This window comes from Kitasatospora sp. NPDC057692 (genome assembly GCF_042799475.1).
GTDB lineage: Bacteria > Actinomycetota > Actinomycetes > Streptomycetales > Streptomycetaceae > Kitasatospora.
Map to the genome: position 1 here is coordinate 49,468 of NZ_JBHVIV010000044.1, position 23,333 is coordinate 72,800.

The window sequence follows — 23,333 nt, forward strand, 5'->3', positions numbered from 1 at the left end:
GGCTCGGGATGGGAACCTCGACTGAGCTGGGGCGCAGGAGGGGCGGGAGGGTCCGGCAGCGGGACGTTGCGGCCTCGTGGACGGCTCCTCCGAAGCCCGGAGCGAAATTTCCACCCGTTGGCGGCCAGGGCCTGCTACAGTCGTTATTAGTTGCAGTAGTGGTTCCCATGAACTTTGTGTGCGCCTGCTGATGTTTTGCAGGCGCATTTTTGTTTCCCGGCTCTTTGCCCGGGTGGGTGCTCATCGCGGCGACTCGAGGCCCGCGCTCCGCGGGTTTCGGACAGCCCATGAAGGAGATTTTGATGGCTAATGGCACTGTGAAGTGGTTCAACTCGGAGAAGGGCTTCGGCTTCATCGAGCAGGAGGGTGGCGGCCCGGACGTCTTCGCCCACTACTCGAACATCAACGCCAACGGCTTCCGTGAGCTGCTCGAGGGCCAGAAGGTCGAGTTCGACGTCACGCAGGGCCAGAAGGGCCCGCAGGCGGAGAACATTCGCCCGCTGTAGTTTTTTCTGCTCCGGCACCCGCCCGGCAGCGAGGGCCCGCACCGAGACATGTTGCCCGGTGCGGGCCCTTCGGCGTCTTCGGGCGCCGTCGAAGCACCCCGGCCAGGCCGACGACCCCGACCGCCGGTGGCCGTCACCGACCAGGCGCCGCCCACGGACGAGGCGTCCCACGGGTCCGCCGTCCATGTTCCGCCCGCCGCATCTCCGGCCCGTTCCCTTGCGGTCTCCTCCGGCCCCGCGCCGCAGAGCCTTCCCCGTGACGCGCCGCCCGAAGGAAGGTCTCCCCGCATGAACCCCTCCAGTCGATCCTCGTACCGGAGAACCGAACCCTGTTCCGGGGACGGTTCCTCCTCCCGCGCGTCGGGTCAGGCCGACGGCCGGCGCTCCGGCGGTCGGAGCCAGGGCCGGGGTCCTTCGCGTGGCCCCTCCGTCCCGGACGAGTTCGCGATGCCGGTGAGCACGACCCCCGTGGTGCCACCCGTCGAGGCCTTCGACGAACTGGACCTGCCGAAGGCGCTGCTGTCGCTGCTGGCCCGCAAGGGCGTCACCGCTCCGTTCCCGATCCAGGCCGCGACCCTGCCCAGCTCGCTGGCCGGCCGTGACGTGCTGGGCCGGGGCCGGACCGGCTCCGGCAAGACCCTCGCGTTCGGCCTCGCAGTGCTGGCCCGCACCGCCGGCCGGCGGGCCGATCCGGGGCGCCCGCTGGCCCTGGTGCTGGTGCCCACCCGCGAGCTCGCACAGCAGGTCACCGAAGCCCTCACCCCCTACGCCCATGCGGTGCGCCTGCGGACGGCCACCGTGGTGGGCGGGACGCCGATCGGCCGCCAGGCGTGGATGCTGAACCGCGGGGCCGAGGTCGTGGTGGCCACCCCGGGCCGGCTCAAGGATCTGATCCGGCGCGGTGGCTGCCGGCTGGACCGGGTCGGCATCACCGTCCTGGACGAGGCCGACCAGATGGCCGACATGGGCTTCCTGCCGCAGGTCACCGAGATGCTCGACCAGGTCGCCGACGGCGGGCAGACGATGCTGTTCTCCGCCACCCTGGACCGCAACGTCGACCGCCTGGTCCGGCGCTTCCTGAAGGACCCGGTCACGCACTCGGTGGACCCGTCCGCGGCGGCGGTCAGCACCATGGAGCACCACGTGCTGCAGGTGCACAACTACGACAAGAACGCCACGGTCGCCCACATCGCCGCCCGCGACGGCCGGGTGATCATGTTCATCGACACCAAGAGCGGAGCGGACCGCCTGGTCGACGACCTCCTCGCGAAGGGCGTCAAGGCCGCGGCCCTGCACGGAGGCAAGTCCCAGCCGGAGCGCACCGGCACCCTGGAGCAGTTCCGCACCGGCGAGGTGACCGCGCTGATCGCCACCAACGTCGCCGCCCGCGGCATCCACGTCGACGGCCTCGACCTGGTCGTCAACCTCGATCCGCCCACCGACCACAAGGACTACCTGCACCGCGGCGGGCGCACCGCCCGGGCCGGCGCGTCGGGAACCGTCGTCACGCTGGTGCTGCCCAGCCAGCGCCGCGCGGCGGCCCGCTTGATGACCTCGGCCGGGATCACCCCCGTCACCACCAAGGTCCTCGCCGGCGGCGAGGAACTCGCCCGCATCACGGGTGCTCGGGTGCCCACCGGGGTGCCCGTCGTGATCGCCGCCCCCGCCGTCGAGCGCCCGCGCCGCAACGCCTCGGCCGACCGCGGCCGGCGCGGCCGTCCCGCTCACCCGGGCGGTGACACCAGGACGGCCTCCGGCCGGGACGAGCGCGGATCCTCCACCCGCCGCCGGGCACCGGGGCGCACCGCCCCCGCCGCGTAGCGCCTGGCGGGGTCGGCACATGGCCGGCCCGGCGAGGTCCGCGTGGGAAACGACGCACCTCGCCACCCGCCCCGTGCACCGCCTCGGATTCTCCCCGCAGCATGGGCGAGCGCGACTGCGGCGTCCCGGTTGACGGGGCTACAGCTCGCGAAAGTACACGGCCACGGGCAGCTTGATGCACCCGAGACTCTCGTACAGCGCTCGTGCCGGGGTATGGAACTCGTCGCCGCCGGTTCCGATTTCGGCGTACACGGCTCCGTGGGCACGCATGTGGCCGAAGGCGTGCTCACACAGATCGGTTGCCAGGTGGTTACGCCGGTGGTGGGCGCCAACGGCGAGGATGCTGATGGTCCCCCGCTCGCGGGCACGGTCGATCTCCCAGCCCACGTAGCCCGCGATCTCTCCGTCGAGGTCCGCGACCGCGACGTGCTTGTTGTGCTCCGGGGTGTGCAGTGCGGCGAGGAGCGCGCGGTAGTCCTCGCGCCACTGGCCGTGCTGCCGGGTGAAGACGAGCTCGCCGACCAGGGGGCGGAAGGAGTCCTCGTAGAACGGCCCGAAGGTCTCGATGGTGAGCTGGGTCAGCTGCGGAAGGTCACGCGGCTCGAAGCTGCGAATGATCATGAAGTGCGCCTCTCGCTGAGGAGGTCGACAACCGGAGAACAGGCATCGACGGGCTCGCTCGCGGCGAAGGCGGGCGGCGAGTGAGCCCTCAGCGGCGCATGCGCCGGGAGGCGAAGCATTGCATGCACAGCAGGCTACCGAGCGCCACCGTCGGGCGCAGACCTTTTTGAGTCCCCCGTCCGGGGACGGTCCGAACGCTGCCCGCCGGGGCACTACGATTTTCGGACCGGGCACCGCAGACCAGGTGTCAGAGGGGGGACCATGGCCATCGCGATCGTCGAGGCCGCCAGGCTCGCGAAGACGAACGGGCGCCGGTATGCGCGCCTGTGCGACTGGAAGGAGGAGCTCGACCAGCGGGCCGCCGCGGAGAACACCGGCCAGCAGGAGGCGCGCCGGCGGCTCTACGACGACGCCCTCGTCCCCTTCTGCGATGCCTTCCGACGTCTCAAGCGGGTGGAGCTGGCCGAGTTGGCCGCGATCCCGGCGTGGACGGCGGGTGGCGGGGTGGATGTCGAGCTGCGGCTGCTGCGCGAGGGCGCGGTGAAGGCCCTCGTCGGCGCGCTGGCCGGCGGTGCGGCCACCGGCTACGGCGTCGGGATGGGCACCTTTCTCGCCGTGGGCGCCTTCGCCACCGCCTCCACCGGTACGGCGATCTCGGGTCTGTCCGGAGCGGCGGCCACCAGTGCCACGCTCGCCTGGCTGGGGGGCGGCTCGCTGGCCGCGGGCGGCGGCGGGGTGGCGGCCGGGACGACGGTGCTGACCCTGGTCGTCGCGGCCCCGGTGGTCCTCTCGCTGGCCGCCGTCGGGGAGTGGCAGAGCCGCCGGCTCAGGCGCGGCCAGCAGGAGGCGGCGCGGGAGCTGGACCGGGCCGAGGCGGAGCTGGCCGAGGCCGAGGAGGCGGCCTCCGCGGTGCACGAGCGCAGCATGGAGATGCGGCGCGTCCTGCGGGACCTGCGGTTCGCGCTGCTGCGCCGGCTGCCGTCCTTCACCGCGCTGGTCGAGGGGTGCGACGACTACGCCCGGTACGACGCCCGCCGGCGGGCCGAGGTCGCGGCGATGGTGGACCTGGCGGCCCTCGCGGCCATGGTGATGAGTTGCCCGATCACCGACGCGGACGGGCGGCTGACCGAGCAGTCGGGGCGGGTCGTCGCGGACGCCGCGGCCCGGCTGCGGGCGATGGACACCGTCGCGTGAGTCCCGAGGGCTCCGAGCGCTCGGAGCCCGGCCGGGTGTGGCGCCGGGCGATCCCGAACGGCGCCGACCTGGCCGCCTGGGCCCTGGCCGACGCGGCCACTCGGCGGTGGGCGGCGGCGACCGCCGAGACGCTGCGGACACAGGAGACGGTGCGCCGGCTGGCCGAGCGCTACGCGAACATCGGCAACGCCCAGCGCGCGGGCCACCTCTTCGAGGTGATGCACGAACTGTCCTTCAACCAGCGGGCCGTCATGGCCGGCTCCGCGGTCCGGGCCCGGGTCACCGAGTGGGCGGTCGGCGGTTCTCCGACAGCGGCGGCCGATCTGCAGTTCGTCGTCGGCGGGGCCGTCGTCGGCGAGGCGCAGGCCAAGCTGATGGACGGTGTCGCCGGCACCGCCGCCCAGCTGTCCCGGCCGCACTACGCGGGGATGACGCGTCTGGTGGCCGCCGACCGGGCGGTGGCGGTCGAGGACCTGCTGGACCGCCGGCTGGCCATGGACCCCGGCGGCGTGCGGTACGCGGACTTCGCGGACGCCCGCGCCCACCTGACGGACCACCTCGACCACGGCGGTGTACGCAGCACCCCGGTCGACCTCGCGGACGCCCACCGCGCCGCCCGCGACCCCGTGCGCTGGGCCCGGAACCGGACCGCCCGGGCGGCGGGCGGCGAGGCCGCCGCCGCCGGAGTCGCGGCGGCCGCGGTCGGCGGCCTGATCGGCGCCGTCACGAGCGCCGCGACGCAGGCCGCCCGCGTCCGCGCCGGCGAGACCTCCGCGGCCTGTGCGGCGCTCACCGCATCGGCCGCCGCCGCCCGGGCAGCGGTTCGCTCGGGAAGCGCGGCCTCCCTGAGCTCGCTGGTGCGCACCGCCGCCAAGGCCGGCCGCCTCCCGGCGGTTCTCGGCGGCGGCGAACTCGCCTCCGCCACCGTCGGCGCGGCCTACGCCGTCGCGGAGGCGGGGCTGGACCTCGCCCGCGGGCGGATCGATGCGGCGCGGTTCGCCGAACGCAGCTGCGAGGCGACCCTGACCACCGCGCTCGGCTGGGGCTGCGGCGCGGCGGTGCAGGCGGTCGTGCCCGTGCCCGTCGTCGGGGCGCTGGTCGGCGGGCTCGTCGGTCAGGCCGTCGCCGTGCTGATCGTCCAGGGGCTCCAGGCCGCCTTGGTCGCGGCCCGCGCGGATGGCGGGGACGACGAGGGCCGCGGCGCTTCTGACGATGACGCCCTGGCCGTCGGCGTCGACCTCCTGGAGCGAGAACTCCTCACCGCGGCCGCGACCGCGGGACTCCTCAGGACCGCCCTCGACGCGCTGGACGGCGCCCGGGCGACGCCCGCAGGCGCCGTCGTCATGCCCCAACTCGCCTCCGTCGAGCGGGAACTGGCGACGGGAGATCCGGTCGGAGCACTCACCTCCCTTGCCGGCCTGACCGGCGAGGTCGGCGGCAGGCCCGTCTTCACGACCCAGGCCGACTTCGACCGCTGGATGGCGGACGACGAGGCCGTGCTGCGCCTCAACCCGAACTGGTGAGCGGCCCGCCCGTTCCGCGGCGTCCCGCAGTGACGAGCTGGAACACCTGCGTGCCGTCCATCGGGGCGCCATCGGCGTTCAGCCCGAATGCGGCCGCAAGGACAGCGGGGAGATCGGCCTCGGGGACAGCGACGCGCAGCTCCGCGAGGACGTCGGGAAAGTCGGCGTCATCGATCGCGCCCGAATACTCCTGGCGCAAGTGGTGGATGACCTCCACCAGTTCGGGCCTCAGCCGCATCCAGGCGCGGGACGTCCGGATCTCGTCCGCGACCTGGTCCATGAACCAGCGCATGACCTCGTACGGGATGTCCAGGTGCCGTCCGCGGGGATCGAAGCACACCGTCGGCTCGCGTGCCGGATCCTCGTCGGGGATGACCGCGGTCACCACGGCCCGTTGTTCCCGGACGAGCTCCAGTTCGAGGTACCAGGCGTCGTCGGGCACGGAGTACATCGCGGTGACCGCATAGTCGCGACCGGGGTGCGTGACCATCGTTCTCAGGCCTTCAGGTCGATCGGTGGTGTGGTGCGGTGTGGTGTGGACGTCGGCGTCCGGGGTCAGCCGCAGGCCGGCCGCGGCGAGGAAGTCGGTGAGTTCGATCCGGCCGCCGTCGGTTCCGTCGTCCCAGCTGCTCCAGAGCCTCGACGCCTCGCCGTCGATCACGGAGACGCTTCCGTGCTCCTCCATCGAGTACGGTACGTGCGGCGGGTCGGGACGCAGAGACACACCGGTCGAGGGTGCGTGGAACAGCACCGGGCCCAGACCCTCCAGGTGAAGCCACAGGTGCAGCAGCGACGGATCGTCGGCCGCGTAGTGATGCCAGGCCGTGGTCACCTTCAGCAGCCGCTTCCCGATCAGGTCGGCGGCAGACAGCTCGTCATCGTCGATCACCCGCCGATGCTTGCACGGCCTCACCCGGAGGTCACGCGAATTGTCGTCGCTCAGTACCACCTGCGGCCTATGGGCGCCATGACGCCTTCTCCTGGCGAGATCGCATGCCCGAGGGCTGGAGGAAGGAGCTCACCGACCGCTGGCAGCCCGAGCAGAACTCCGCAGGCTGACCACGGACAGCCGCCCCCTGCGGGCCGGTGCCAATTGTCCGTGCCGCGCGAGGGGTTGACCCTCTACGGTGATGGGGTGACGATTCCGTGGACCCCACTGCCCTACCGCGACGGCGCCGCCGCTCCCCTGCGCGAGGACGTCCCCGCAGCCCTGGAGACGCCGCTACGGGAGTGGATCCACTCCGCCGTGCTGCGCCATGGCGGGGAGGTGTGGCGCAGGGTCGCGATCCGCTGCGACCTGGTCCTGGACTCTGAGGACGGCTCCGACGAGCCCGACATCGACTACCCGCACCGCCTCGCCTACTGGGCGCCGGCGGGGCGGTTGCTGGAGGTGGTCGACGCCCTGCTGGATCTGTTGCCGGTCCCGGTGCCGGCCGTCGTGGCCGCCCTGCCGGCCGCCCCGGCCGGGGACGCGCCGAAGCCGGGTGTGCTGATGTCGCTGATGGCCGGGGTGGGCAGGGTGGCCGCCCAGCAGGGGGCGGTGAGCCGCAGGCCGCTGCAGCAGCTGCTGGACGACGCGCGCTCGCGCTACACGGTCCGCTCCGACGGCCGGGCCCTCGTCGCGCGGATCGACCCGGCGGTCGCGCGCACGTTGCTGGCCGCAGCCGAGAGTGCGGACCGGCCGGAGCGGGGGTCGGCCTCGGAGCACCTGACCGAGGCGATCACCCAGGCGTACGCCCTCGTCCCGGACCCGGTGAAGGCGTACAGCGAGGCGATCAAGGCGGTGGAGTCCGCCGCGCACGCCACCCTGGACCCCAAGCGCGACCGGGCGACGCTCGGCACGATGCTCGGCGAGATGCCGAAGATCGCGCACAAGCTGGTCTTCGACATCGAGGGCGCCGATCCGCAGGAGGGCGTCGAGATGGTGCGCCGGATGATGAAGCAGCTGTGGGACGGCCAGACCAGCCGCCACGGCAAGCAGCGGCCCACCCGCAAGGAGACGCAGGCCGAGGCGAAGGCCGCGGTCCATCTCGCCGCCGTCCTGGTGCAGTACTTCTCCTCCGGGGCGATCCGCCGGGCTTGAAGCCTCGGTCCGGTCCGGTTCGCCGGATCGCCGGTTCGAGGTCGGCAGCGCCTTGACCCGAGGACGGAGGCTCAGGCCGGCTCCACGAAGCGAGCTCCTGGCCCCGGCGTACGCACGATCTCCGACGACGGGAGGTGTGCGTGGCCGGCAGCGCACTCCAGAATGACGCGCACCGGTTCGTCGCAGCGCTCGCCGTCCTCGGCCGCACGATGGCGCACCACCACCGACGGCCCCTCGGGGTCGGCGAGGTACTTGTCGCCCCACTCCAGCAACGCCACCAGTGTCGGCCGCAGGTCGAGGCCACGCGGGGTGAGCCGGTACTCGTAGCGCTGTCGCGCGCCCGGTTCCTGATAGGGGAGGCGTTCGAGCACACCGGCCTCGACCAGGCCGTCGAGCCGGGCGGCGAGCAGGTTGCTGGCGATGCCGAGGCGGCTGCGGAAGTCGCTGAACCGGGTCGCGCCGTCGATGGCCTCCCGGATGATCAGCAGCGACCAGCGCTCCCCGACCACCGACAGCGCGCGCGCCACCGAGCAGTTGACAGGGTCTATCCGTCGTGTCTCCCGCATGTGGTCCACCCTACCCAGCTGGATTGACAATCTCAATTCAGCGGGACTACGATCCGGCACCACCTGGGTTTAAAAGATAAACTAAGGAGGCCTTGGCGCCATGCCGATGCTGGACGTGTACATCCCCGAGGGCACCTTCCCCGTCGACCGGGAGGCGGCCTTGATGAATCAGATCACCGAGATCCTCATCCGCCACGAGGGCTTCGACCCCACCGACCCGACCACACGCTCGGCCTCCTGGGTGTTCCTGCACCGCCCGGCCGCCGTCTACGTCGGTGGCGCGCCCGCGGAAGCGCCTCACTACAAGGTGGTCCCCTCCGTCCCGGAGGGCCAACTGGACTCCGGGAAGCGCGCCGGCATCGTCCGCGAGGTCGCCGAAGCGATCCTGGACGCCGAGGCCGGTGCGTGGCCGCGCGACCCCGGGCGAATCTGGGTGTTCCCCACCGAGATCCCCGAAGGTCACTGGGGATCGTTCGGTGAGATCAGGCCGCTGCGACGCATCATCAGCCGGCTGACCGGCGACAGCGCCGAAAAGGCGGCGAAGCTCGCCGCCGAACGCATCGCCGCCAGCCGCGTCGAGCACACCCGGATCCCGGAGACCTCACGCTGACCACGGTCGCCGGGATCGACACGAGCGAGAAGCCGCACCGTCTGGCAGTCCTGGCAGGCGGGTGCGGTGTCGGCGGTGACACTCGGCCTGGCAGGTCCGCCCAGACCTCCAGCCGCGCCGCAGTCGTCAACCCCAGCTGCCCGACGGTGTGAGGGCCATTCCTCGAACCAGAAGTCCAAGCCGAGGTTCACGGCGGGCAGAACGTCCGACGTCCTGCCCGCCGTGAACCTCGGCAAGGGTCTGCGGCGTGACCTGCCGTGCAGCGCCCTTCGAATGGGTAGTCGAGCAGTTGGGTGGTGATAGTCCGGAGGTGTGACCGCCGTCGTCCCCTTCTCCCGCCCAGCGCGCCCCGAGCCCGCGCCGGGCGATGCCGAGCGGGCGCCGAGGGAGCTGATGGCGCTGCCCGGCGCGAGCCGGGACGTGCGCTGGTGGCGGCTGGTGGAGATCCGCCACGTGCCCACGGTTTGGACCGGCTCCTGACCGGCCGGGCCACGGCCTACGACGGCAGCCCCGCCGCCGCCCTCGCGGTCGAAGCCAGCGATCACCACATGGCCCTGATGAAGCGCCACGCCGACCTGAAGAACGAGTTCTACGGGCGCTTCTCGGCCGCCGAGACCGCCCGGATCCCGGACACCGTCGCCGACAAGAACGCCGAGATCCTCGAACTCCGTCACCAGATCACCCGGCTCGCCCTGGCCGGCGCCGTACTCACCGAGCGCCTGAACGACGCCGGGGGCCGGCCTGGTGCTGCTGGCAACGTCGTGCGGCTCCTGGCACCTGACCGCCGGTCGGTCGGCGCGGGCCGGGCACAACCAGGCCGCAGCGCCGCCCGCGGGCGCCGGTCACGCTGCGCGCCGCCCGCCGCGGTCCGCTACGGCGATCCAGACCAGGGCCGAGCACAGGAGTGCCGCAGTGGCGAAGGCCAGCGGGCGTGTGGCGGAGTCCTCCCGCGCACCGGCGGCGAGCGCGCCGGCCGCTGACAGGGCGAGGGCCGTGGCCGGCAGTGCACGAGGGCGTCGCTCGGGGCCCACCGCGGCGGTGGGCGGCAGCAGTCGGGCCGCGAGGCTGTAGCAGGCGCAGGCCAGGAGCGTGGCTCCCAGCGCGTCGCTGGGCCGGTGCCAGTAGAGGGCTTGGACGGCGGCAGCGGTGAAGGCGAGCCACAGCATTCCGGCAGCCGCGACGTAGGGGCGCATACGCGGAGAGGCGACGAGCGCGGCGCCGAGGGTCAGGCCGGCAGCGATGGCCACGTGACCACTGGGGAAGCTCGCCCCGGTGAGTCCGTCCGTAGCTCCTGCCAGGTCTGGACGGGGCAGGACGGCCCGGAACGCCTCCGTGCCTCCGACCGTGGCCACCACAACGCTGATCGCCGCGCAGCCGTGCCACCGGCACCGCCGCACCAGGGCGACGGCCGCGATCAGGACCGTGCCCGCGGCTAGGGTCGGCATGGCCGAGTCGTGCATCAGCAGTGGCGGGCCCCATCCGTCAGATGGACCGGTCCACTGGAAGACCCACGCGCTATCGGCATATCCCTTGATCAGCGAGTTCTCCGCCAGTTGCCCGAACCTGGTGGCGACAGCGATCACGTAGACCGCAGTGAAACCGAGGAGGAACAGCAGTGCTGGAGCCCGGACGGACGGCCGTATCGTCCGGGAAGGGCCAGGGGCCCGTCCGGGGACGTCTGGCCGGATTGTCGACAGGCTCGGGCGATCTTGCTGAGTCAATGCTTTCTCTTTCCGTGGGGCAACGGTCCGGCCGCGTCTCCTCTCCCCGGACTGGCCGGGGCCGTCCGGTTGCGGAGTCGTGCTACCCGTGGGGCGTGCCGTTGTGCCGGCGCTGTGCGGCGATTGCCAGGGCTGGGAGGGGCATGATCAGGCCGAGGAGGACGGCCAGGCTCGGCAGGGACTCCATGAGCCAGTCCGGCTGGAGGACGACCGCCTGCGTGCGGACGATGGCGAACGCGGCGACGGGGATCAGCCACCGGTAGTCACCCGTGGCGGCTGTGGCTACCCATGCGACGGCCAGCGCAGCGACTTCGAGAGCGAGCTGGCCGCGCTGGAACCACGGATCGCCTGAAGTGATGTGCAGGCCTCCGGCGACGGCCATGGCGAGCGCCACCGGTACGAGCCAGCCGTACGAGCGGCGGCGCAGCCGGCCGGGACGGCAGACCGTCAGGACTGCGCAGGTCAGGAGCAGGGCGCCAGGGAGCACCAGGTCGTGGGCCCGGATCGGGGCGGCCAGCCCGTAGTAGCCCGGGCCTACCCGGCCCTCGTCACCGAAGATCGTTGAGCTGCCGACCGTGGCACCGGCGTAGATCATGGTGGCCGAAGCCGGCAGCGCGATCCACGGGTTGCCGCGCAGTAGGGCGACCAGGCAGGCCAGCGGGAGCAGGCCGTAGGGCAGGATCCGTGTCTGCGTGCCGGGGCCTTGTGCCCACGGGTACCAGCCGGCGAACCGGAAGCCGATGGCGTGCCCGCTGGGATCGATGCGCAGTGCCCAGTCCCACACGTCTTGCAGGTACGGCACAAGTGCCAGGGCGGCGAGTACGAGGGCGGCCAGATGGGCGCCGTCCAGCCACCACGGACGGGCCGGGTCGTCGGCGGCGGCACGGGCACGGGTCTGCACCCCTCCGCGCACCAGCGCGACCGCCTCCCGCAGCGGGGGCCAGGAACGGCCGGGGTACGCCTCGGCCAGAGTGGCCAGCAGTTCCTCCCCCTGCCGGGAGCGGTATGCCCTGGGGTAGGCGGCAAGCAGCAGACGGTTCATGCCCTGGTGACCCCTGCTATCCGCGAGCGCCCGATGACGACGGCCGCTGCCTGCTCCATGCGCAGCGCCTCCCGGTGGAGCGTGTCGGCACCGTCCTCGGTGAGCCGGTAGTACCGCCGTGCCCGGCCGTCCACGATCTCCTCGCGGTCGGTGGCCACCAGCCCGGACCGCTCCATCCGCTCCAGCGCACCGTAGAGGGTGCCGACAGCGAGCCTGAGTCGGCCGTTTGAGGCCTGCTCGGCGGCCTTGATGATGCCGTAGCCGTACAGGGGCCCGTCCACGAGCGCGGCAAGGATGAAGTACTGCGGTTCCGTCAAGAGCGGCTTTTGTCTCGTCACACCCGCGAGCATATATCGAGCATCGATATATCGCGTTCGACAGCCGCCCCGGAGCGCGCGCCAGGAGCAGGGCCTCCACCGCGTCTGGGGGGTGGGATCGGGGACAAGCACGGCCGATCCTGCCGCTACGCGTCAGCTCTTGTTTGCGCCGTGAGGCGCCGTTGGTCCAGTGCTGGCTTCGGCTGCGACGGTCATGGCGGCGTGGGTTCGGCCCCTTACATCGCGGGACCCCCGGGGCAGGTAACGATGCTGGCGCACAACTCCGGCACCGAGGAGGTGGACGTGCACGCGGTGGCGCTGTGTGCGGCTACCCGACCGGTGGGGCCGCAGGCGCCCCCGTGCCCCGATCCCCACGGCCGAGGGCGCCTGGGTCCGGGGGGCGAGGACCTCACCTACCCCGCCGCCGCGTGGCGGGGTAGGTGGGTGGTGTGTCGTGGTCGTCCGTCATCCGGGCCCGCGCTCAAGGCCGAACCCGACGCGCCGAACCCGGAGGTGGCCGCCGCGGCGCGTCGCTTCCTGGAGCACGACCGAGCGGTGCCGGCAGGCCGGGGCTCGCCACGACGGGGACGGCTTGGACGCTCCGTCCTGGCGCCACCCCCGAGACCGCTGCGGCGGGGGTGGTACCAGGGGCGCGGGTCGGAGCCGCTGGTACCGATGCGGGCAGGTGCTGCCGGTCAGACGTAGCGGTAGGAGAAAGCGGTTGCGCGGTTCTGGTACTGGGCGACGTGCGAGTCCTGTCCCGCGAACGGACCCTGGATCGCCATCCACAATCCGCTGTGCAGCACCTGGAACATCACCTTGCCGGATCCGGGGTCCCGGGAGATCCAGAACTTCTGGTTCTGTCCGAGGTAGCTGTCGCAGCCGGCGACGGAGAACCAGTAGCCCTCCGCCTGGTAGCTCCCCCAGAGGGTGACGCAATCGCCGCCTATCTTGGACTTCAGGATGTAGTCGGCGGTCTCCGGCGCGCCGGGCCACTGGCAGACCTCCCATTTCTGGGTGTCGGCGCCCGTCCACTTCCGTTGAAGCACTGCCTTGTTGGTGCTGTTGACGTCGTACTCCAGGACCATGTCCGCGGTGGGTGTGTCGATCCGGTAGTACCCGTCGCAGGTCCAGCCCTTCCAGTCATGGCCGGCAAGGCGCTGGGCCCCTCCGGCCGGGCCGGCTCCGGTCCCGGTGTCGGCCACTGCCGGCGTCGCGAGCAGAACCACCGCAGCGGCGGTGGCGACGGCCGCCCGAGCGGCCCGGGCCGTTGCGCGTCCGGTCGACGGGAAGCGTCCGGCGGATCGGCGGGCGGGGTGTGCGGTGCCGCTGGTCATGTTCTCCTCCTCGGTGGGTTCCACGACCTGGTCAGCAGCCCAGTCGTATCTGGGCGGCCCGACGCAACGTGCCGGCGGGCTCCTGGGTCGTGCACGAGACGGTGCCGATCTGCGGGGGCTCGAAAGTGGTGAACGTGCCGAAACCGCCGCTGAGCGCGTTGATCCACACGCCGGTGGTGGGGCTGGTCTCGGCGCAGAGGTACTTGACCCACTCGCCCTCCACCTTGCGGGTGCCCCGGTAGATGCCGTACAGGCCGGGCTTGTTGAAGTTCCACGTCGTGGTGACCTGGGTCGTCTTCGTGCTCGACGTGGTCTTCATGACGGAGAAGCCGACCTTGGCCTCCACCTTGACGAAGAAGGGGGAGAGGCTTGCGCCGATCTCGGTGCTGTGGTTGACCGTAGTGGTGACCGAGTCCGTGTTGATCAGCGACTCGGTGCGCTGGCCGGTCGTTCCGTCGGCGATGTACAGGGACAGGTAGTCGGTGATGACCGGGTCGACCCGGTAGGACATGATGTCCACCCAGGTGGGTTCGACGCTGGGATTGCACGTGGTCGTCGGGGGCCTCGGAATCGGGGTCGCCTGGGCGGTCCCGGCGCCGAGCGCGCCGAACGAGACGAGTGCGGAGAGCGCCACGGCGACGGGCGCTGCGGCGCTTCGGCGGCAAGCGAGGCGGATCACTGCGAACTCCTAAGGGCCGAGAGGGGCACGCGGGGTCAAACGCATCCACGTCACCGAGCCACGCTGGAGCGGGGCACCGTGGATCATGGGCGGGACCAGCAGCTGTGACGGCTTCGGGGCGGGCGGGTTCTCCGGCGAGCACTATGCCTACTGGGCCGGAGATGCCTCGGCGTTCATGCCGAAGAAATCATGCTCGCGTCAAATGTGCGCTCACAATCCCAGATACCTGGGAGTCGGCCACCGCTTCCCGACGGGTGGCCGGCGGCACGCTCGCGCTGACCTCGAACCAGGCAATGCCGAAGCGAATGAACCCTGCGGACCTGCGCGGACCGGCTGCCGCCCGCCCGGCCGGTTGTGCGCCGAAGCCGGTTCTGACGGATCGCCGGAGTGTCAAGGCCGGTCCTTGATCGCGGCCCTGCGCTGCGCACTGTCGTCACCGTGCCGGGCATTGGACTCCCACACCTGGGGCGTGGCGGCCGCGTACAGCATGAACAACTGCTTGGCGGTCGTCGCTCCGTGCGGACTCTTCTGGAGCTGCCGGAACTGTCGAACGAGCACCTGACCCCGGGCGGGGTGGTCGTCCGCACCACCTGGCACGAGCCCGCTTGCCCGGCCTGGGCCCGGCGGTGACCACCAGCACGATGGCCGGGCCGGTTCGGGTGCGGGTGTGTGCCGACGAGGGCTTGGCCGCGTTCACGGCCCCGTCTGTGCGCGCGGAGAATAATTCGAGTTCGCGGTCGGGAAATTAAGGTTCCGGAGGGCCTGTAATTTCTTTCCGAAAGGTGCCGGTCTGCAACTGGCAGTACCGTGTTCTGTATCGAAGGAGTGGTTCATGAGTTCTCAGGTGAAGGCATTCGGGTTCGGCATGCCGTGGGAATCGCTGTACGGCTACAGCCAGGCCGTTCAGGTAGGTGAGACCGTATACGTGTCAGGCCAGTTGTCCCATGACCGGAACGGAGACTTCGTGGGGGCCGGCGACTTCGAACTGCAGGTTCGCACCACGCTGGAGAACCTTGACCTGGTACTGAGGCAGTTCGGGGCTGAACGGAGCCAGATCGTGGAAACCACGGTCCTGGTGAGGAATCTGCGGGAGAACTTCGAAGCGGCAGCACGCCTCCACGCCGACTACTTCGGGGAGCACCGGCCCACCAGCACGGTCATGGGCATATCGGACTTGGCGCTGCCGGACCAGCTCGTGGAAATCGGTGCCCTTGTCCGTCTTGATGTGAAGCCCTAGCTGTACTGACCCGTCAGGTTGGGGACGCGGCTGGCGAGTGGCTTGCCTGCGAGTGTGGTGTGTCCGCGGTGGTGATTGCAGGTGTGGAGCCAGCCGGGGTAGGCGTCTCGGCGTTCCCGCTCGGTTCGGTAGGGCCTGGCGTAGGCCCATTCGTCGATCAGGGTGCGGTTGAAGCGTTCGACCTTGCCGTTGGTCTGCGGCCGGTAGGGGCGGATGCGTTTGGCGTGATGCCCTCGACGGCGAGGGCATCACGCCAGGCGAACGACTTGTAGCAGGCGCCGTTGTCGGTCATCACGCGTTGGACGGTGATCCCGGCCCGGGCGAAGAACGCGTTCGCCCGGTGCCAGGACGCGGCGGCGGTCTCCTTGCGTTCGTCGGGCAGGATCTCGCTGAAGGCGAGGCGGGCCGGTCCCCAGCGGCGCAGGACGCGGACCTTCACGATGCGCCGCTCCGTGCGGACGGGCGGGCGTCGCGGGCGGGGGCACGGTCGGAGGGACGGCGTGCGAAGGCGGCGGCGGACCTTACGCGGCCGATGTCCTGCCGGCCGACCGCCCCGGTCCTCTTCGGGTGACCGATGAGGCGCGCCGCCTGGAACTGGGGGAACCGGAGTGCACCGGCGGCTGCTGTGGCTTCCTGACCGTGGTCGTGCAACGGTCTGGGGAGATCGTGCAGTGGTCGGACTGGGAGATGCCCCGGGAGTCTCCATGCGACGCCGATCCCTACCCTCTGCCTGCCGGAGTTCCACTTTGACGCGAGTCAGTACGACACCGAATTGGCTCGCGCCGAGGCGGCCCGTTCGTGGCACATGCGACCGTAGCCCGGGACTGCGTGACCCCGCCCGGCCAGGGTCTTTGTCGAGACCGGCCAGCCCACCTACGAGTACTGCGACTGCTGGAGCTTCCTCCACTGGGCGATGGAACTGCTCGTTGACGACGGCCGGCCCGGCCGAAAACTTCGGTGAGACGGGACAGCCGGCTGTCCTCTGGCAGGTCATCGTGGCCGATTGACAGGTGATCTTGACCGACGCCAGGCTTCTGCCATCAGATCCTGACCAGGGCTGCGGACCGCGCCGGATCCTGCGGGATGCTCGGTTCATGCGCGTAGTCGATGGAGTCGCCGCTACGAAGGCCGGCTCGCCAACCTCGGCATCAGCGCGTAGCCGGCGAGAGCTGCGACGGCCCGGGCATCCGCCCGGGCCGCTCCCGTTGGCCCTTCCGGCAGGGCCAACGCACTACCACCCGTGATAGCGGTCTGGCCCTACCCGCCCCTACCTGCCTGCCCCTACCCGCGGGGCCAGATGCGATGCCCGCCTTCTCCTCCGACACCGCCGACGCGCCTGCTCCCGCTCATCCGGGGGCCGCGTGTCGTTTCGGACGTTGATGGTGCCGAGCGCCGTTCCGGAGGCTACCCCCGGGTACGTTCTGTAGGCTTCCGGCCCAACTGATGTTTCATCAACTCCCTTAGGGGGCAATGCATGGGGCCGCTTTCCGTGCCGGGTCGACTTGTCGGCGGGAGGTACCGGCTCGTCCGCCCGCTGGGGGCCGGGGGCATGGGGCAGGTGTGGGTCGCCCGGGACGAGGTGCTGAACATCGATGTGGCGATCAAGGAACTGCAGCTCGATGAGGGCGGCTCCGAGGGCGGGCACGAGGAGGCCGTCGCCCGCGCGATCGCGGAGGCGCGGCACGCGGCCGCCCTGCGCGACCACCCGAACATCGTCGCCGTGCACGACGTGGTCACCGAGGACGGAGGCCCGTGGACGGTGATGCGCCTGGTTCACGGCCGCTCCCTGGCCCAGGAGCTGCGCAGCCGCAGGGTGCTGCCGGTGGAGGAGGCGGCCGCGGTCGCCGGAGGCGTGCTGCGCGCGCTCGCGGCGGCGCACCGAATCGGGATCATCCACCGGGACGTCAAGCCCTCGAACATCATGCTCGCGGATGACGGCACCGTGCTGCTCACCGACTTCGGTATCGCGAAGAACCACGCCGACACCAAGCTGACGGCCACCGGCTCCATCGTCGGCTCGTTGGAGTACGTCGCGCCCGAGCGGTTCGACGGAGGCCGGGACACCCCGGCCGTCGATGTGTTCGGCCTGGGGGCGACGCTGTACGAGATGCTGGAGGGGATGTCGCCGTTCCGGCGCGACACGGCGGTGGCCATCATGGCCGCGATCGCGCTGGGAGAGGCTCCCCCGCCGCTTCGGGCCGGGCGGCTGGCGCCGCTGCTCGCCGCTCTGCTGGCCAAGGCGCCGGAGGCGCGGCCGGACGCGGTGCGGGCGCTGGCCTTCCTCGGGGACGGGGTCGGGCAGGGGGCGGCTTACCGTCCGGTGGAGGGCCGGTCGGTGGTGCCCGTCGGTGAGGTCGCGGCGCACCCGCCCACTGTCCCCGACGGTGAGACTGTCCCCGGCTCCGCCCGGCCGGGAACGGCGAGGCGCCGCCGGAGGTCGTTGATCGCGATCGCCACCGCGGTGGCAGTGGCCGCTGCGGGGCTGTCCTGGGCCTTGGTCCGTGAGAGCGGCACCTCTGACGATTCTCCGGTCATCGCCGCCCCTGCCACCACCACCGTGCCCGCCGATTGCCTGCCCGTGGCCGCCACGGCGCAGCCGCAGGTGGACGTGCAGCAGGCCGCGGCCGGTACGCAGGCCGGCTCCGCAGTAGGGCGCCCGGAGCGCATCAGCGTCTTCTCGGGGGTGGGGGGAGGCTCCCTGAAGGAGTTCTACTACGACACCAATGCCTCGCGGTGGGGGCCCGGGGACACCCTCCGGAAGGACGACGGAAAGGCGCTCGTCGAGTCCGTCAAGCCGGGGACGCAGCCGGTCGCTGTCCTGCACAACGGGATTACCCGGGTGTACCTGGTGGACGGCAATGGGCACCTCATTGAGGCCGCGATGGAGAAGATCGGCGCGAGTTGGAATGTGTTCGACTTCACCGAGTGGTCCAACGGTCCGCTGTCGAGGAGCACACCTGCGGTGGTGGTGCGCGACGGGAGCATCAGCATCTTCACCGTCGATCAGGACCACAAGCGCCTGAAGGAGGCGTACCTGAACGACGCCCCGAAACGCTGGCTGTCCGCAGACCTGGTCGAGGCCGGCACCGGGCCGACGGTCGACCCTGGAGTGTCGCCGGCGGCGATCTACGACCCGAAGACCAAGACGACCTGGATCTACACGGTGGACACCGGCGGCGGCCTCTGGGAGTGGAACAGCGGGCCCGGGGGCGGCGAATGGTCCAGCAAACCGCTCCCTGACACGGTGCGCAAACCTGCGGCCGGGACAGCACCGGTGGTGGCGGCCTACCAAGGGGCCAACTTTCTGTTCACCGTGGGTAAGGAGGACCACCTGTGGGTGGCGCGCCTGGACAGAGCACCGGGAGGGATGGCCGGGGAGCCGAGCAGCGTGGACCTGACGGCGGCCTGCGGGATCACTTCCGAGGGGACACCGACCGTGCTCGTGAACGGTGCCGGTGTCAGCGTCTTCGCCGTCGCCCCCGGCAGCCGGCACCTCCAGGTGACGAGCCTTGCGGACGCCCGCGGCAAGTGGAGTCGCAGGCAGGACCTGTTCGAGGCGCCGGTCGGTGTGCCCCCGGTGGCCGCTGGCTCGCCTCCTGCGGCCGTGGCACAAGAAAGCGGGGTCTGGTTGGCGGTCGAGGATGCTGACAGGGGCAAGTGGAATGTGACCGGCCAGGGCGGTCGGTGGGCCGCGAAGAATGTGGTCAAAAGCAGCCGGACGGCTTCCTCCGGGCGGACCGGGTGACGATTCTCGCGTCCGGCGCACCAGGTCCGCCACGACCACGGGGTAGGCCACGCGGGCATCCGCTGGGGCAGGCGAGCGCGCCCCGCGGCCTGATCACTTACTGACGTTCAAGCTCGCACAGTCCGCGACGCCCAGCTCGGACAGCACCGCACGAAGCCGCTCCGGGGCCGTAGCAGGGGCCGGGTCCTCCGCGACTTCGAGGTCGAGATGGCATTGCCCCATGCCGCGGCCCGCGCCGGTGACCTCGCCCGGTTCGGGGCCGAGCAGTCCTCAGGGAACCGCACATCCCAGCCCCCACCTGCCACCGTCTGCGCCGCGGCGCAGAACTGACCGGGCACAGGGAGGCCTTCCTTGCCGCCCGCAGCTGCCCGCAGTCGGCTGCGGCCGCGCTCCCGGCCGGCACCGTTGCGGCGGCCCTGCTCGGCGCCGCCCTGGGCATCACCGTCCAGCACCGCCCGGACCCGGACCCGGACCCGGACCCGGACCGCCGGCGGCTCGTAACGGGTATCTCTGTGCCGACGCGCTCTGCGGCACTGCGTCCCGCACCTCGTCGGACACCCGACCCCCTGCCTGCGCCGGGGCGGCCGCTCCCGGGCCGGAGCGCCCGGGCCGGAGCGCCTGGGCCGGTCCGGGCGCTCCGGCGCCGTGGGGCGGGCCGCAGGGCGGGGGAGTCGGACAGGTCTCAGTCCGCGGCCTCGCAGGCGAGGTGCGGGATGCGGCGCCGAGCAGGGGGCCGGAGCCCGGCGATGCCGAGCCGCCCGGCGAGGAGCAGGGCCGCAGCCGCGGGCACCATCGCCCAGGCGGGCAGGTCGCCCGGATCGACGTGGCCGGCGAGCAGGCCGCTGCCCGTGGCGGCGCCCGCGGCGGAGCCGAGGTACATCGCGGCCATCTGGAACGCGACGACCGGCATCGCGTGTTCGGGCCGGTCCCCGGTCAGGGCCTGCTGCAGGGTGGGGACGCCGGCCCATCCCGCCGCTCCCCAGCACGCCGCCGCGACGAGCCACACGGCCGGGGAGGTGAGGACCCACAGGGCGGCGAAGCTCCCGAGCAGCGCGGCGGGCAGGACGATGAGCAGCGCCCGGGGCCCGTAGGCGTCCAGGGACCTGCCGACGAGGGCGGAGCCGGCGACGCCGCCGATGCCCCAGGCCCACACCAGTTCGAAGCCCCAGCCCTGGAGTCCCCGGGCCTCGGCCATGGGCAGCAGGTAGGTGTAGAGCCCGAGGCTGGCCGCGCCGAGGAGGAACGCGGCAGCGATCCCGGTGAGGGTCCTCGACGACTTCAGCACCGCGAAGGCGGGACCGCGCGAAGCCGGTAGCGGGGGGATCGTGCGCGCCTTGGCGGCCAGTGCTGCCATGCCGAGGAGGCCGACCGCGACGACCAGGCCCATCGTCCATCGCCAGTTCAGCCGGTCGCCGATGGCCATCCCGACCGGCACTCCGGCGACCGTCCCGGTGGACAGTCCGAAGGTCACCATGGCCATGGCGCGCCCTCGTTCGTGGTCGGCGGCCATCGCGGCGGCGGCCGCGGTCGCCACCGCGGTGAGCACACCGGCACCGGCGCCCGCGATCACCCGCGAGACGAGGAAGACCTCGATCCCCGGCGCGAGCGCGGTGATGAGATTGCCGAGATTGAACACCCCCAGCGCGATCAGCAGCGCCCTGGCGGTACTCCCGCGGACCAGCGTGCCCGACAGCGACGGCCCGGCCAGGGCGTACGCCGCGGTGAAGCCCGTCACGCCCAGGCCGGCCGCCGCGACCGTCGTGGTGAGCGAGTCGGCGATCGAGGGCAGCACTCCGGCGAGGACGTAGGCGTCGACACCCAGCGCGATCGCGGCCGTGACAAGGGGCCAGACGCGGCGGATCACGCGTCCTCCTCGGCGGGAGCGGCCTCCTGGTACCCGTTGAGGACCGTGCCGATCAGGCCCGGGAATCGCCTCTCCAGGTCGTCCTGGCGCAGCCGGATCATGCACTTGCGCCCTTCGGCTCGGACGAACACCACCCCGGACTCGCGCAGCAGGGAGGTGTGGTGCGTGAGCGTCGACCGCGGCAGGTCCGGCCCCAGTTCGATGCTGTCCACCTCGCCGCGCTCCGCGAGCACCCGCACCATCGACAGCCGCAGCGGCTCGCTCAGCGCGAAGAGCACCCGCGGGATCGCGATCTCGTCAACCTCGGGATGCTCGTACACCCGTGACGGCGACATCGGCACCACCTTCAATCGTTCGACTATTTCCGCACGATAATAGTGCGGGAATTCTCGAACGATCAAGTCGGCCGCCCACCCCTCCGGACCGTCGGGGACGAAGCGGCCGGAGTCGGCGCGGATCCGGCCGCGCAGCCCGGCCAGAGTGGAGGCCGCCCTCCCCGGGAGGGGCCCGCACCACCCCGCTCCCGTGCCGCTCGTCCAGAACCTGGCGGGTGAGCCGCACCAACCCCTTCACCGTGCCCTTGGAGCGGCCGCGCTGCCGTCGCAGCGCCTCCAGCACCGCTGCGACGCCCCTCTCGTCGCGCGCCCGATCGCCCGGTGCGGCCGACCGGCCCGGTGGTGCGGCGGTCGACCAGGCCCCACAGCCCCTGGCGCCGGTGGCTCAACCGACACCGCTGCACCGCGCTGACAGCGACGTGTGTCCCCCCAGCGCGGCGAACTCGTCGGCCAGGCCCCTGATCCGGCCGACGACCGCGGCGAGCGCGGACCGGATCCGGCCGACGGCCTCCTCCGCGATCTCGATGTGAGGACGGGCCACCGCCCTACGGCGGGGCGGCTTCCGGGCCGCCGTCCACCGTTGCCGTGTGCGGCCACCCGCGCCGCCGTTGTTCGCCCGCCACCGCTCGCTGCGCCGCGCCGCCTGCCCGCTGCAGTGCGGTCGTCGTCGCCCTGGCCGCCCGTCGCTGCGCCACAGCCACCTTCCAGGGCCGGCTCGAAGGCGAAGGCGAAGCCCGACGAGCAGCCCGCCGCGGCTACTGACCTGTGACGGCGAACCCGGATCGGTTGCCAGCGGCGGACCGGTGGCGGGAGGGCCGGGTGCGGCATGCCGGGCTCCACTCGGTGGAGGACCGCACCCCGTGGGCGGCGCCGGAGCCTGTCGCGGGGGTTGTCGCGAGCAGCCGTCAGGGGTTGTGGATCGGGTCGCCTGAGCCGGTCAGGTCGCGATGGGGGCGAGGAGGTAGGCGCCCCGTGCGATTCCTTGCAGGACGAGGTCGGCGGTTTCCTCGGCGGTCAGATCGCTGGAATCCAGGACGTGGTCCTCGTAGGCGCCCAGGCCGCTGAACTGGTTGTGCAGCGACCGGATCGGCGCGGGGTCGGTCAGTGCATCACCGGTGCGGCCGGTTGCCCGTTCCAGCGTGGTGGCCCGGTCCGGGCGAAGGACGACGTAGCTCAGCGGCACGCCCTGCTCCCCGGCCGCGGTGCGGAACAGGTCGATGAACCAGGGGCCGACGATGCCGTCGCAGACGACCTGGTAGCCGCCGCCGGCATAGCCGAAAGCCGCCGAGGCCAGCACCTGCAGCACCACCGTGTTCTGCCGGTGGGCTTCGGGCAGGTAGGGCGCGATCCTGCCCTGCCTGATGTAGTGCCAGAAGTCGTCGCTGTGCAGGTGGACGCTGGGCGTGAGGCAATCGGCAAGCAGCGCGGCCACGGTGCTCTTCCCGGCTCCGGGAGGCCCCGTCAGCACGGTGACCTGGCCCTCCGGGCGGGTGGTGCGCTGGGCGTTCGGCGGGTTCATACCGCCACCGTGCCACGTTCGACCGGCACACCGCTGTCGAATTCGGCCCCCGGCCCGGACGAGGGGCACCAGGTGGGCGCCGGCGATCGCCCGCCGTCGGGCCCGGTCCGAGGAGGACCGCCGCCGTTCACCGGCGGCCTCGCCCACCCGGCGGTCGTCCGCGCACGGGGCCCGGACCCCGGCCGGTCCGGCGGCAGTGGCGGCAGCGCGGGGCCCGCGGTGGTCGTTGCGGACCGCCGGACGGCGCCCGGCGGCAGCGGTCCCGGCCGCCGACCCGGGCGCAGAACGCTGCACGGCGTCGCGATCCGGCAGGCGCCCGGCGGTCTCCCGTCGCACGGCCCGGCCTTGAAGCGGTGCATCGGGATCCGGGACGGGCGGTGGCCGGGCGTCGAGGGGCGGGCGGTTCGCCGCCCTCATCCCGGGCCGGACCGCCTACCGGCGCGGCGCTGCGCCCCGCGGGCCGGCCCGCGCGGCGGCTGACCGGCCCGGGGCGCGGGGGCGGGGCTGATGGTGTGCGCGCGGGGGGGGGGGGGGGGGGCCCGTACCCCCCGGGGCCGCCGGGCGCCCCGGGGGGGGTGCCGGGCCCGCCGGCCCCCGGGGCCCGGGGCGGGCC

The 23,333-nt window shown here is 72.2% G+C and carries 21 protein-coding genes and 2 pseudogenes; 10 read left to right on the plus strand and 13 right to left on the minus strand.

What is annotated here, in order from left to right:
* The first annotated feature begins 302 nt into the window (after positions 1 to 302).
* Together ACFVFS_RS23730 and ACFVFS_RS23735 are read left to right on the plus strand one after the other, a co-directional pair.
* Positions 303 to 506 carry a cold-shock protein gene (locus tag ACFVFS_RS23730; protein ID WP_045694210.1) on the plus strand — a complete coding sequence of 68 codons (204 nt, stop codon included), beginning with the start codon at positions 303 to 305 and terminating at the stop codon, positions 504 to 506.
* A 288-nt stretch (positions 507 to 794) separates the two neighbouring features.
* Entirely contained in the window at positions 795 to 2,327 is a 1,533-nt protein-coding gene (locus ACFVFS_RS23735) for a DEAD/DEAH box helicase (RefSeq protein ID WP_380626639.1), read from the plus strand.
* Between the two features lie 138 nt (positions 2,328 to 2,465).
* On the opposite strand, the gene ACFVFS_RS23740 is transcribed toward ACFVFS_RS23735, so the two are convergent.
* Complete coding sequence (locus ACFVFS_RS23740) at positions 2,466 to 2,948, minus strand: GNAT family N-acetyltransferase (protein ID WP_380626640.1); 483 nt, start codon at positions 2,946 to 2,948, stop codon at positions 2,466 to 2,468.
* Positions 2,949 to 3,209: 261 nt separating this feature from the next.
* Here ACFVFS_RS23740 and ACFVFS_RS23745 point away from each other — a divergent pair, with 261 nt between their 5' ends.
* Positions 3,210 to 4,142: a hypothetical protein gene (locus tag ACFVFS_RS23745; protein WP_380626642.1), complete on the plus strand. Its 933-nt coding sequence runs from the start codon at positions 3,210 to 3,212 to the stop codon at positions 4,140 to 4,142.
* On the plus strand, positions 4,139 to 5,665 hold the full coding sequence (locus tag ACFVFS_RS23750; RefSeq protein WP_380626644.1) for a hypothetical protein: 1,527 nt from the start codon (positions 4,139 to 4,141) through the stop codon (positions 5,663 to 5,665). The genes ACFVFS_RS23745 and ACFVFS_RS23750 overlap by 4 nt, the downstream gene beginning before the upstream one ends.
* Here ACFVFS_RS23750 and ACFVFS_RS23755 read toward each other — a convergent pair.
* Positions 5,649 to 6,554, minus strand: a complete 906-nt coding sequence (locus tag ACFVFS_RS23755; protein WP_380626645.1) for a hypothetical protein — start codon at positions 6,552 to 6,554, stop codon at positions 5,649 to 5,651. The two genes, ACFVFS_RS23750 and ACFVFS_RS23755, sit on opposite strands and share 17 nt — an antisense overlap.
* A 246-nt stretch (positions 6,555 to 6,800) precedes the next feature.
* Between ACFVFS_RS23755 and ACFVFS_RS23760 the strand changes: the two genes are divergently transcribed.
* On the plus strand, positions 6,801 to 7,748 hold the full coding sequence (locus tag ACFVFS_RS23760) for a hypothetical protein (protein WP_380626647.1): 948 nt from the start codon (positions 6,801 to 6,803) through the stop codon (positions 7,746 to 7,748).
* Between the two features lie 71 nt (positions 7,749 to 7,819).
* On the opposite strand, the gene ACFVFS_RS23765 is transcribed toward ACFVFS_RS23760, so the two are convergent.
* Complete coding sequence (locus ACFVFS_RS23765; protein ID WP_380626648.1) at positions 7,820 to 8,314, minus strand: winged helix-turn-helix transcriptional regulator; 495 nt, start codon at positions 8,312 to 8,314, stop codon at positions 7,820 to 7,822.
* 100 nt (positions 8,315 to 8,414) lie between these two features.
* Between ACFVFS_RS23765 and ACFVFS_RS23770 the strand changes: the two genes are divergently transcribed.
* The 3 genes from ACFVFS_RS23770 (at position 8,415) to ACFVFS_RS23780 (ending at position 9,904) form a co-directional block, all read left to right on the plus strand.
* Positions 8,415 to 8,924: a hypothetical protein gene (locus tag ACFVFS_RS23770; protein WP_380626650.1), complete on the plus strand. Its 510-nt coding sequence runs from the start codon at positions 8,415 to 8,417 to the stop codon at positions 8,922 to 8,924.
* 312 nt (positions 8,925 to 9,236) lie between these two features.
* Entirely contained in the window at positions 9,237 to 9,404 is a 168-nt protein-coding gene (locus ACFVFS_RS23775; RefSeq protein WP_380626652.1) for a hypothetical protein, read from the plus strand.
* Positions 9,389 to 9,904, plus strand: a complete 516-nt coding sequence (locus ACFVFS_RS23780; protein WP_380626669.1) for a hypothetical protein — start codon at positions 9,389 to 9,391, stop codon at positions 9,902 to 9,904. Before ACFVFS_RS23775 ends, ACFVFS_RS23780 begins: the two co-directional genes overlap by 16 nt.
* A gap of 132 nt (positions 9,905 to 10,036) precedes the next feature.
* Here the strand turns inward: ACFVFS_RS23780 and ACFVFS_RS23785 are convergent.
* From ACFVFS_RS23785 to ACFVFS_RS23805, 5 genes and pseudogenes are all read right to left on the minus strand, one after another.
* Positions 10,037 to 10,384, minus strand: a pseudogene (locus tag ACFVFS_RS23785) (prepilin peptidase); the annotation flags it as partial.
* A 343-nt stretch (positions 10,385 to 10,727) separates the two neighbouring features.
* Positions 10,728 to 11,687: a hypothetical protein gene (locus ACFVFS_RS23790; protein ID WP_380626653.1), complete on the minus strand. Its 960-nt coding sequence runs from the start codon at positions 11,685 to 11,687 to the stop codon at positions 10,728 to 10,730.
* Positions 11,684 to 12,025 carry a PadR family transcriptional regulator gene (locus tag ACFVFS_RS23795; RefSeq protein ID WP_380626655.1) on the minus strand — a complete coding sequence of 114 codons (342 nt, stop codon included), beginning with the start codon at positions 12,023 to 12,025 and terminating at the stop codon, positions 11,684 to 11,686. The genes ACFVFS_RS23790 and ACFVFS_RS23795 overlap by 4 nt, the downstream gene beginning before the upstream one ends.
* Positions 12,026 to 12,699: 674 nt before the next feature.
* Positions 12,700 to 13,341 (minus strand): RICIN domain-containing protein, encoded by a 642-nt coding sequence (locus ACFVFS_RS23800; RefSeq protein WP_380626657.1) that lies wholly within the window; start codon positions 13,339 to 13,341, stop codon positions 12,700 to 12,702.
* Positions 13,342 to 13,372: 31 nt separating this feature from the next.
* Entirely contained in the window at positions 13,373 to 14,020 is a 648-nt protein-coding gene (locus ACFVFS_RS23805) for a hypothetical protein (protein ID WP_380626658.1), read from the minus strand.
* A gap of 832 nt (positions 14,021 to 14,852) precedes the next feature.
* Here ACFVFS_RS23805 and ACFVFS_RS23810 point away from each other — a divergent pair.
* Positions 14,853 to 15,257, plus strand: a complete 405-nt coding sequence (locus tag ACFVFS_RS23810; RefSeq protein WP_148647325.1) for a RidA family protein — start codon at positions 14,853 to 14,855, stop codon at positions 15,255 to 15,257.
* Here ACFVFS_RS23810 and ACFVFS_RS23815 read toward each other — a convergent pair.
* Positions 15,254 to 15,663 (minus strand): annotated as a pseudogene (locus tag ACFVFS_RS23815) (integrase core domain-containing protein); the annotation flags it as partial. The gene ACFVFS_RS23810 and the pseudogene ACFVFS_RS23815 sit on opposite strands and share 4 nt — an antisense overlap.
* A 1,068-nt stretch (positions 15,664 to 16,731) precedes the next feature.
* Here ACFVFS_RS23815 and ACFVFS_RS23820 point away from each other — a divergent pair.
* On the plus strand, positions 16,732 to 19,002 hold the full coding sequence (locus tag ACFVFS_RS23820; RefSeq protein WP_380626660.1) for a serine/threonine-protein kinase: 2,271 nt from the start codon (positions 16,732 to 16,734) through the stop codon (positions 19,000 to 19,002).
* A gap of 682 nt (positions 19,003 to 19,684) precedes the next feature.
* On the opposite strand, the gene ACFVFS_RS23825 is transcribed toward ACFVFS_RS23820, so the two are convergent.
* The 4 genes from ACFVFS_RS23825 to ACFVFS_RS23840 all read right to left on the minus strand — a co-directional run bounded on the left by ACFVFS_RS23825 (position 19,685) and on the right by ACFVFS_RS23840 (position 22,720).
* Entirely contained in the window at positions 19,685 to 20,866 is a 1,182-nt protein-coding gene (locus ACFVFS_RS23825) for an MFS transporter (RefSeq protein WP_380626662.1), read from the minus strand.
* Complete coding sequence (locus ACFVFS_RS23830) at positions 20,863 to 21,201, minus strand: ArsR/SmtB family transcription factor (protein ID WP_380626664.1); 339 nt, start codon at positions 21,199 to 21,201, stop codon at positions 20,863 to 20,865. Before ACFVFS_RS23830 ends, ACFVFS_RS23825 begins: the two co-directional genes overlap by 4 nt.
* Positions 21,202 to 21,586: 385 nt before the next feature.
* Complete coding sequence (locus ACFVFS_RS23835; RefSeq protein WP_380626666.1) at positions 21,587 to 21,742, minus strand: hypothetical protein; 156 nt, start codon at positions 21,740 to 21,742, stop codon at positions 21,587 to 21,589.
* A 396-nt stretch (positions 21,743 to 22,138) separates the two neighbouring features.
* A complete protein-coding gene (locus tag ACFVFS_RS23840; RefSeq protein WP_380626668.1) occupies positions 22,139 to 22,720 on the minus strand; it encodes an AAA family ATPase in 582 nt (193 codons plus the stop codon).
* Positions 22,721 to 23,333 lie beyond the last annotated feature (613 nt).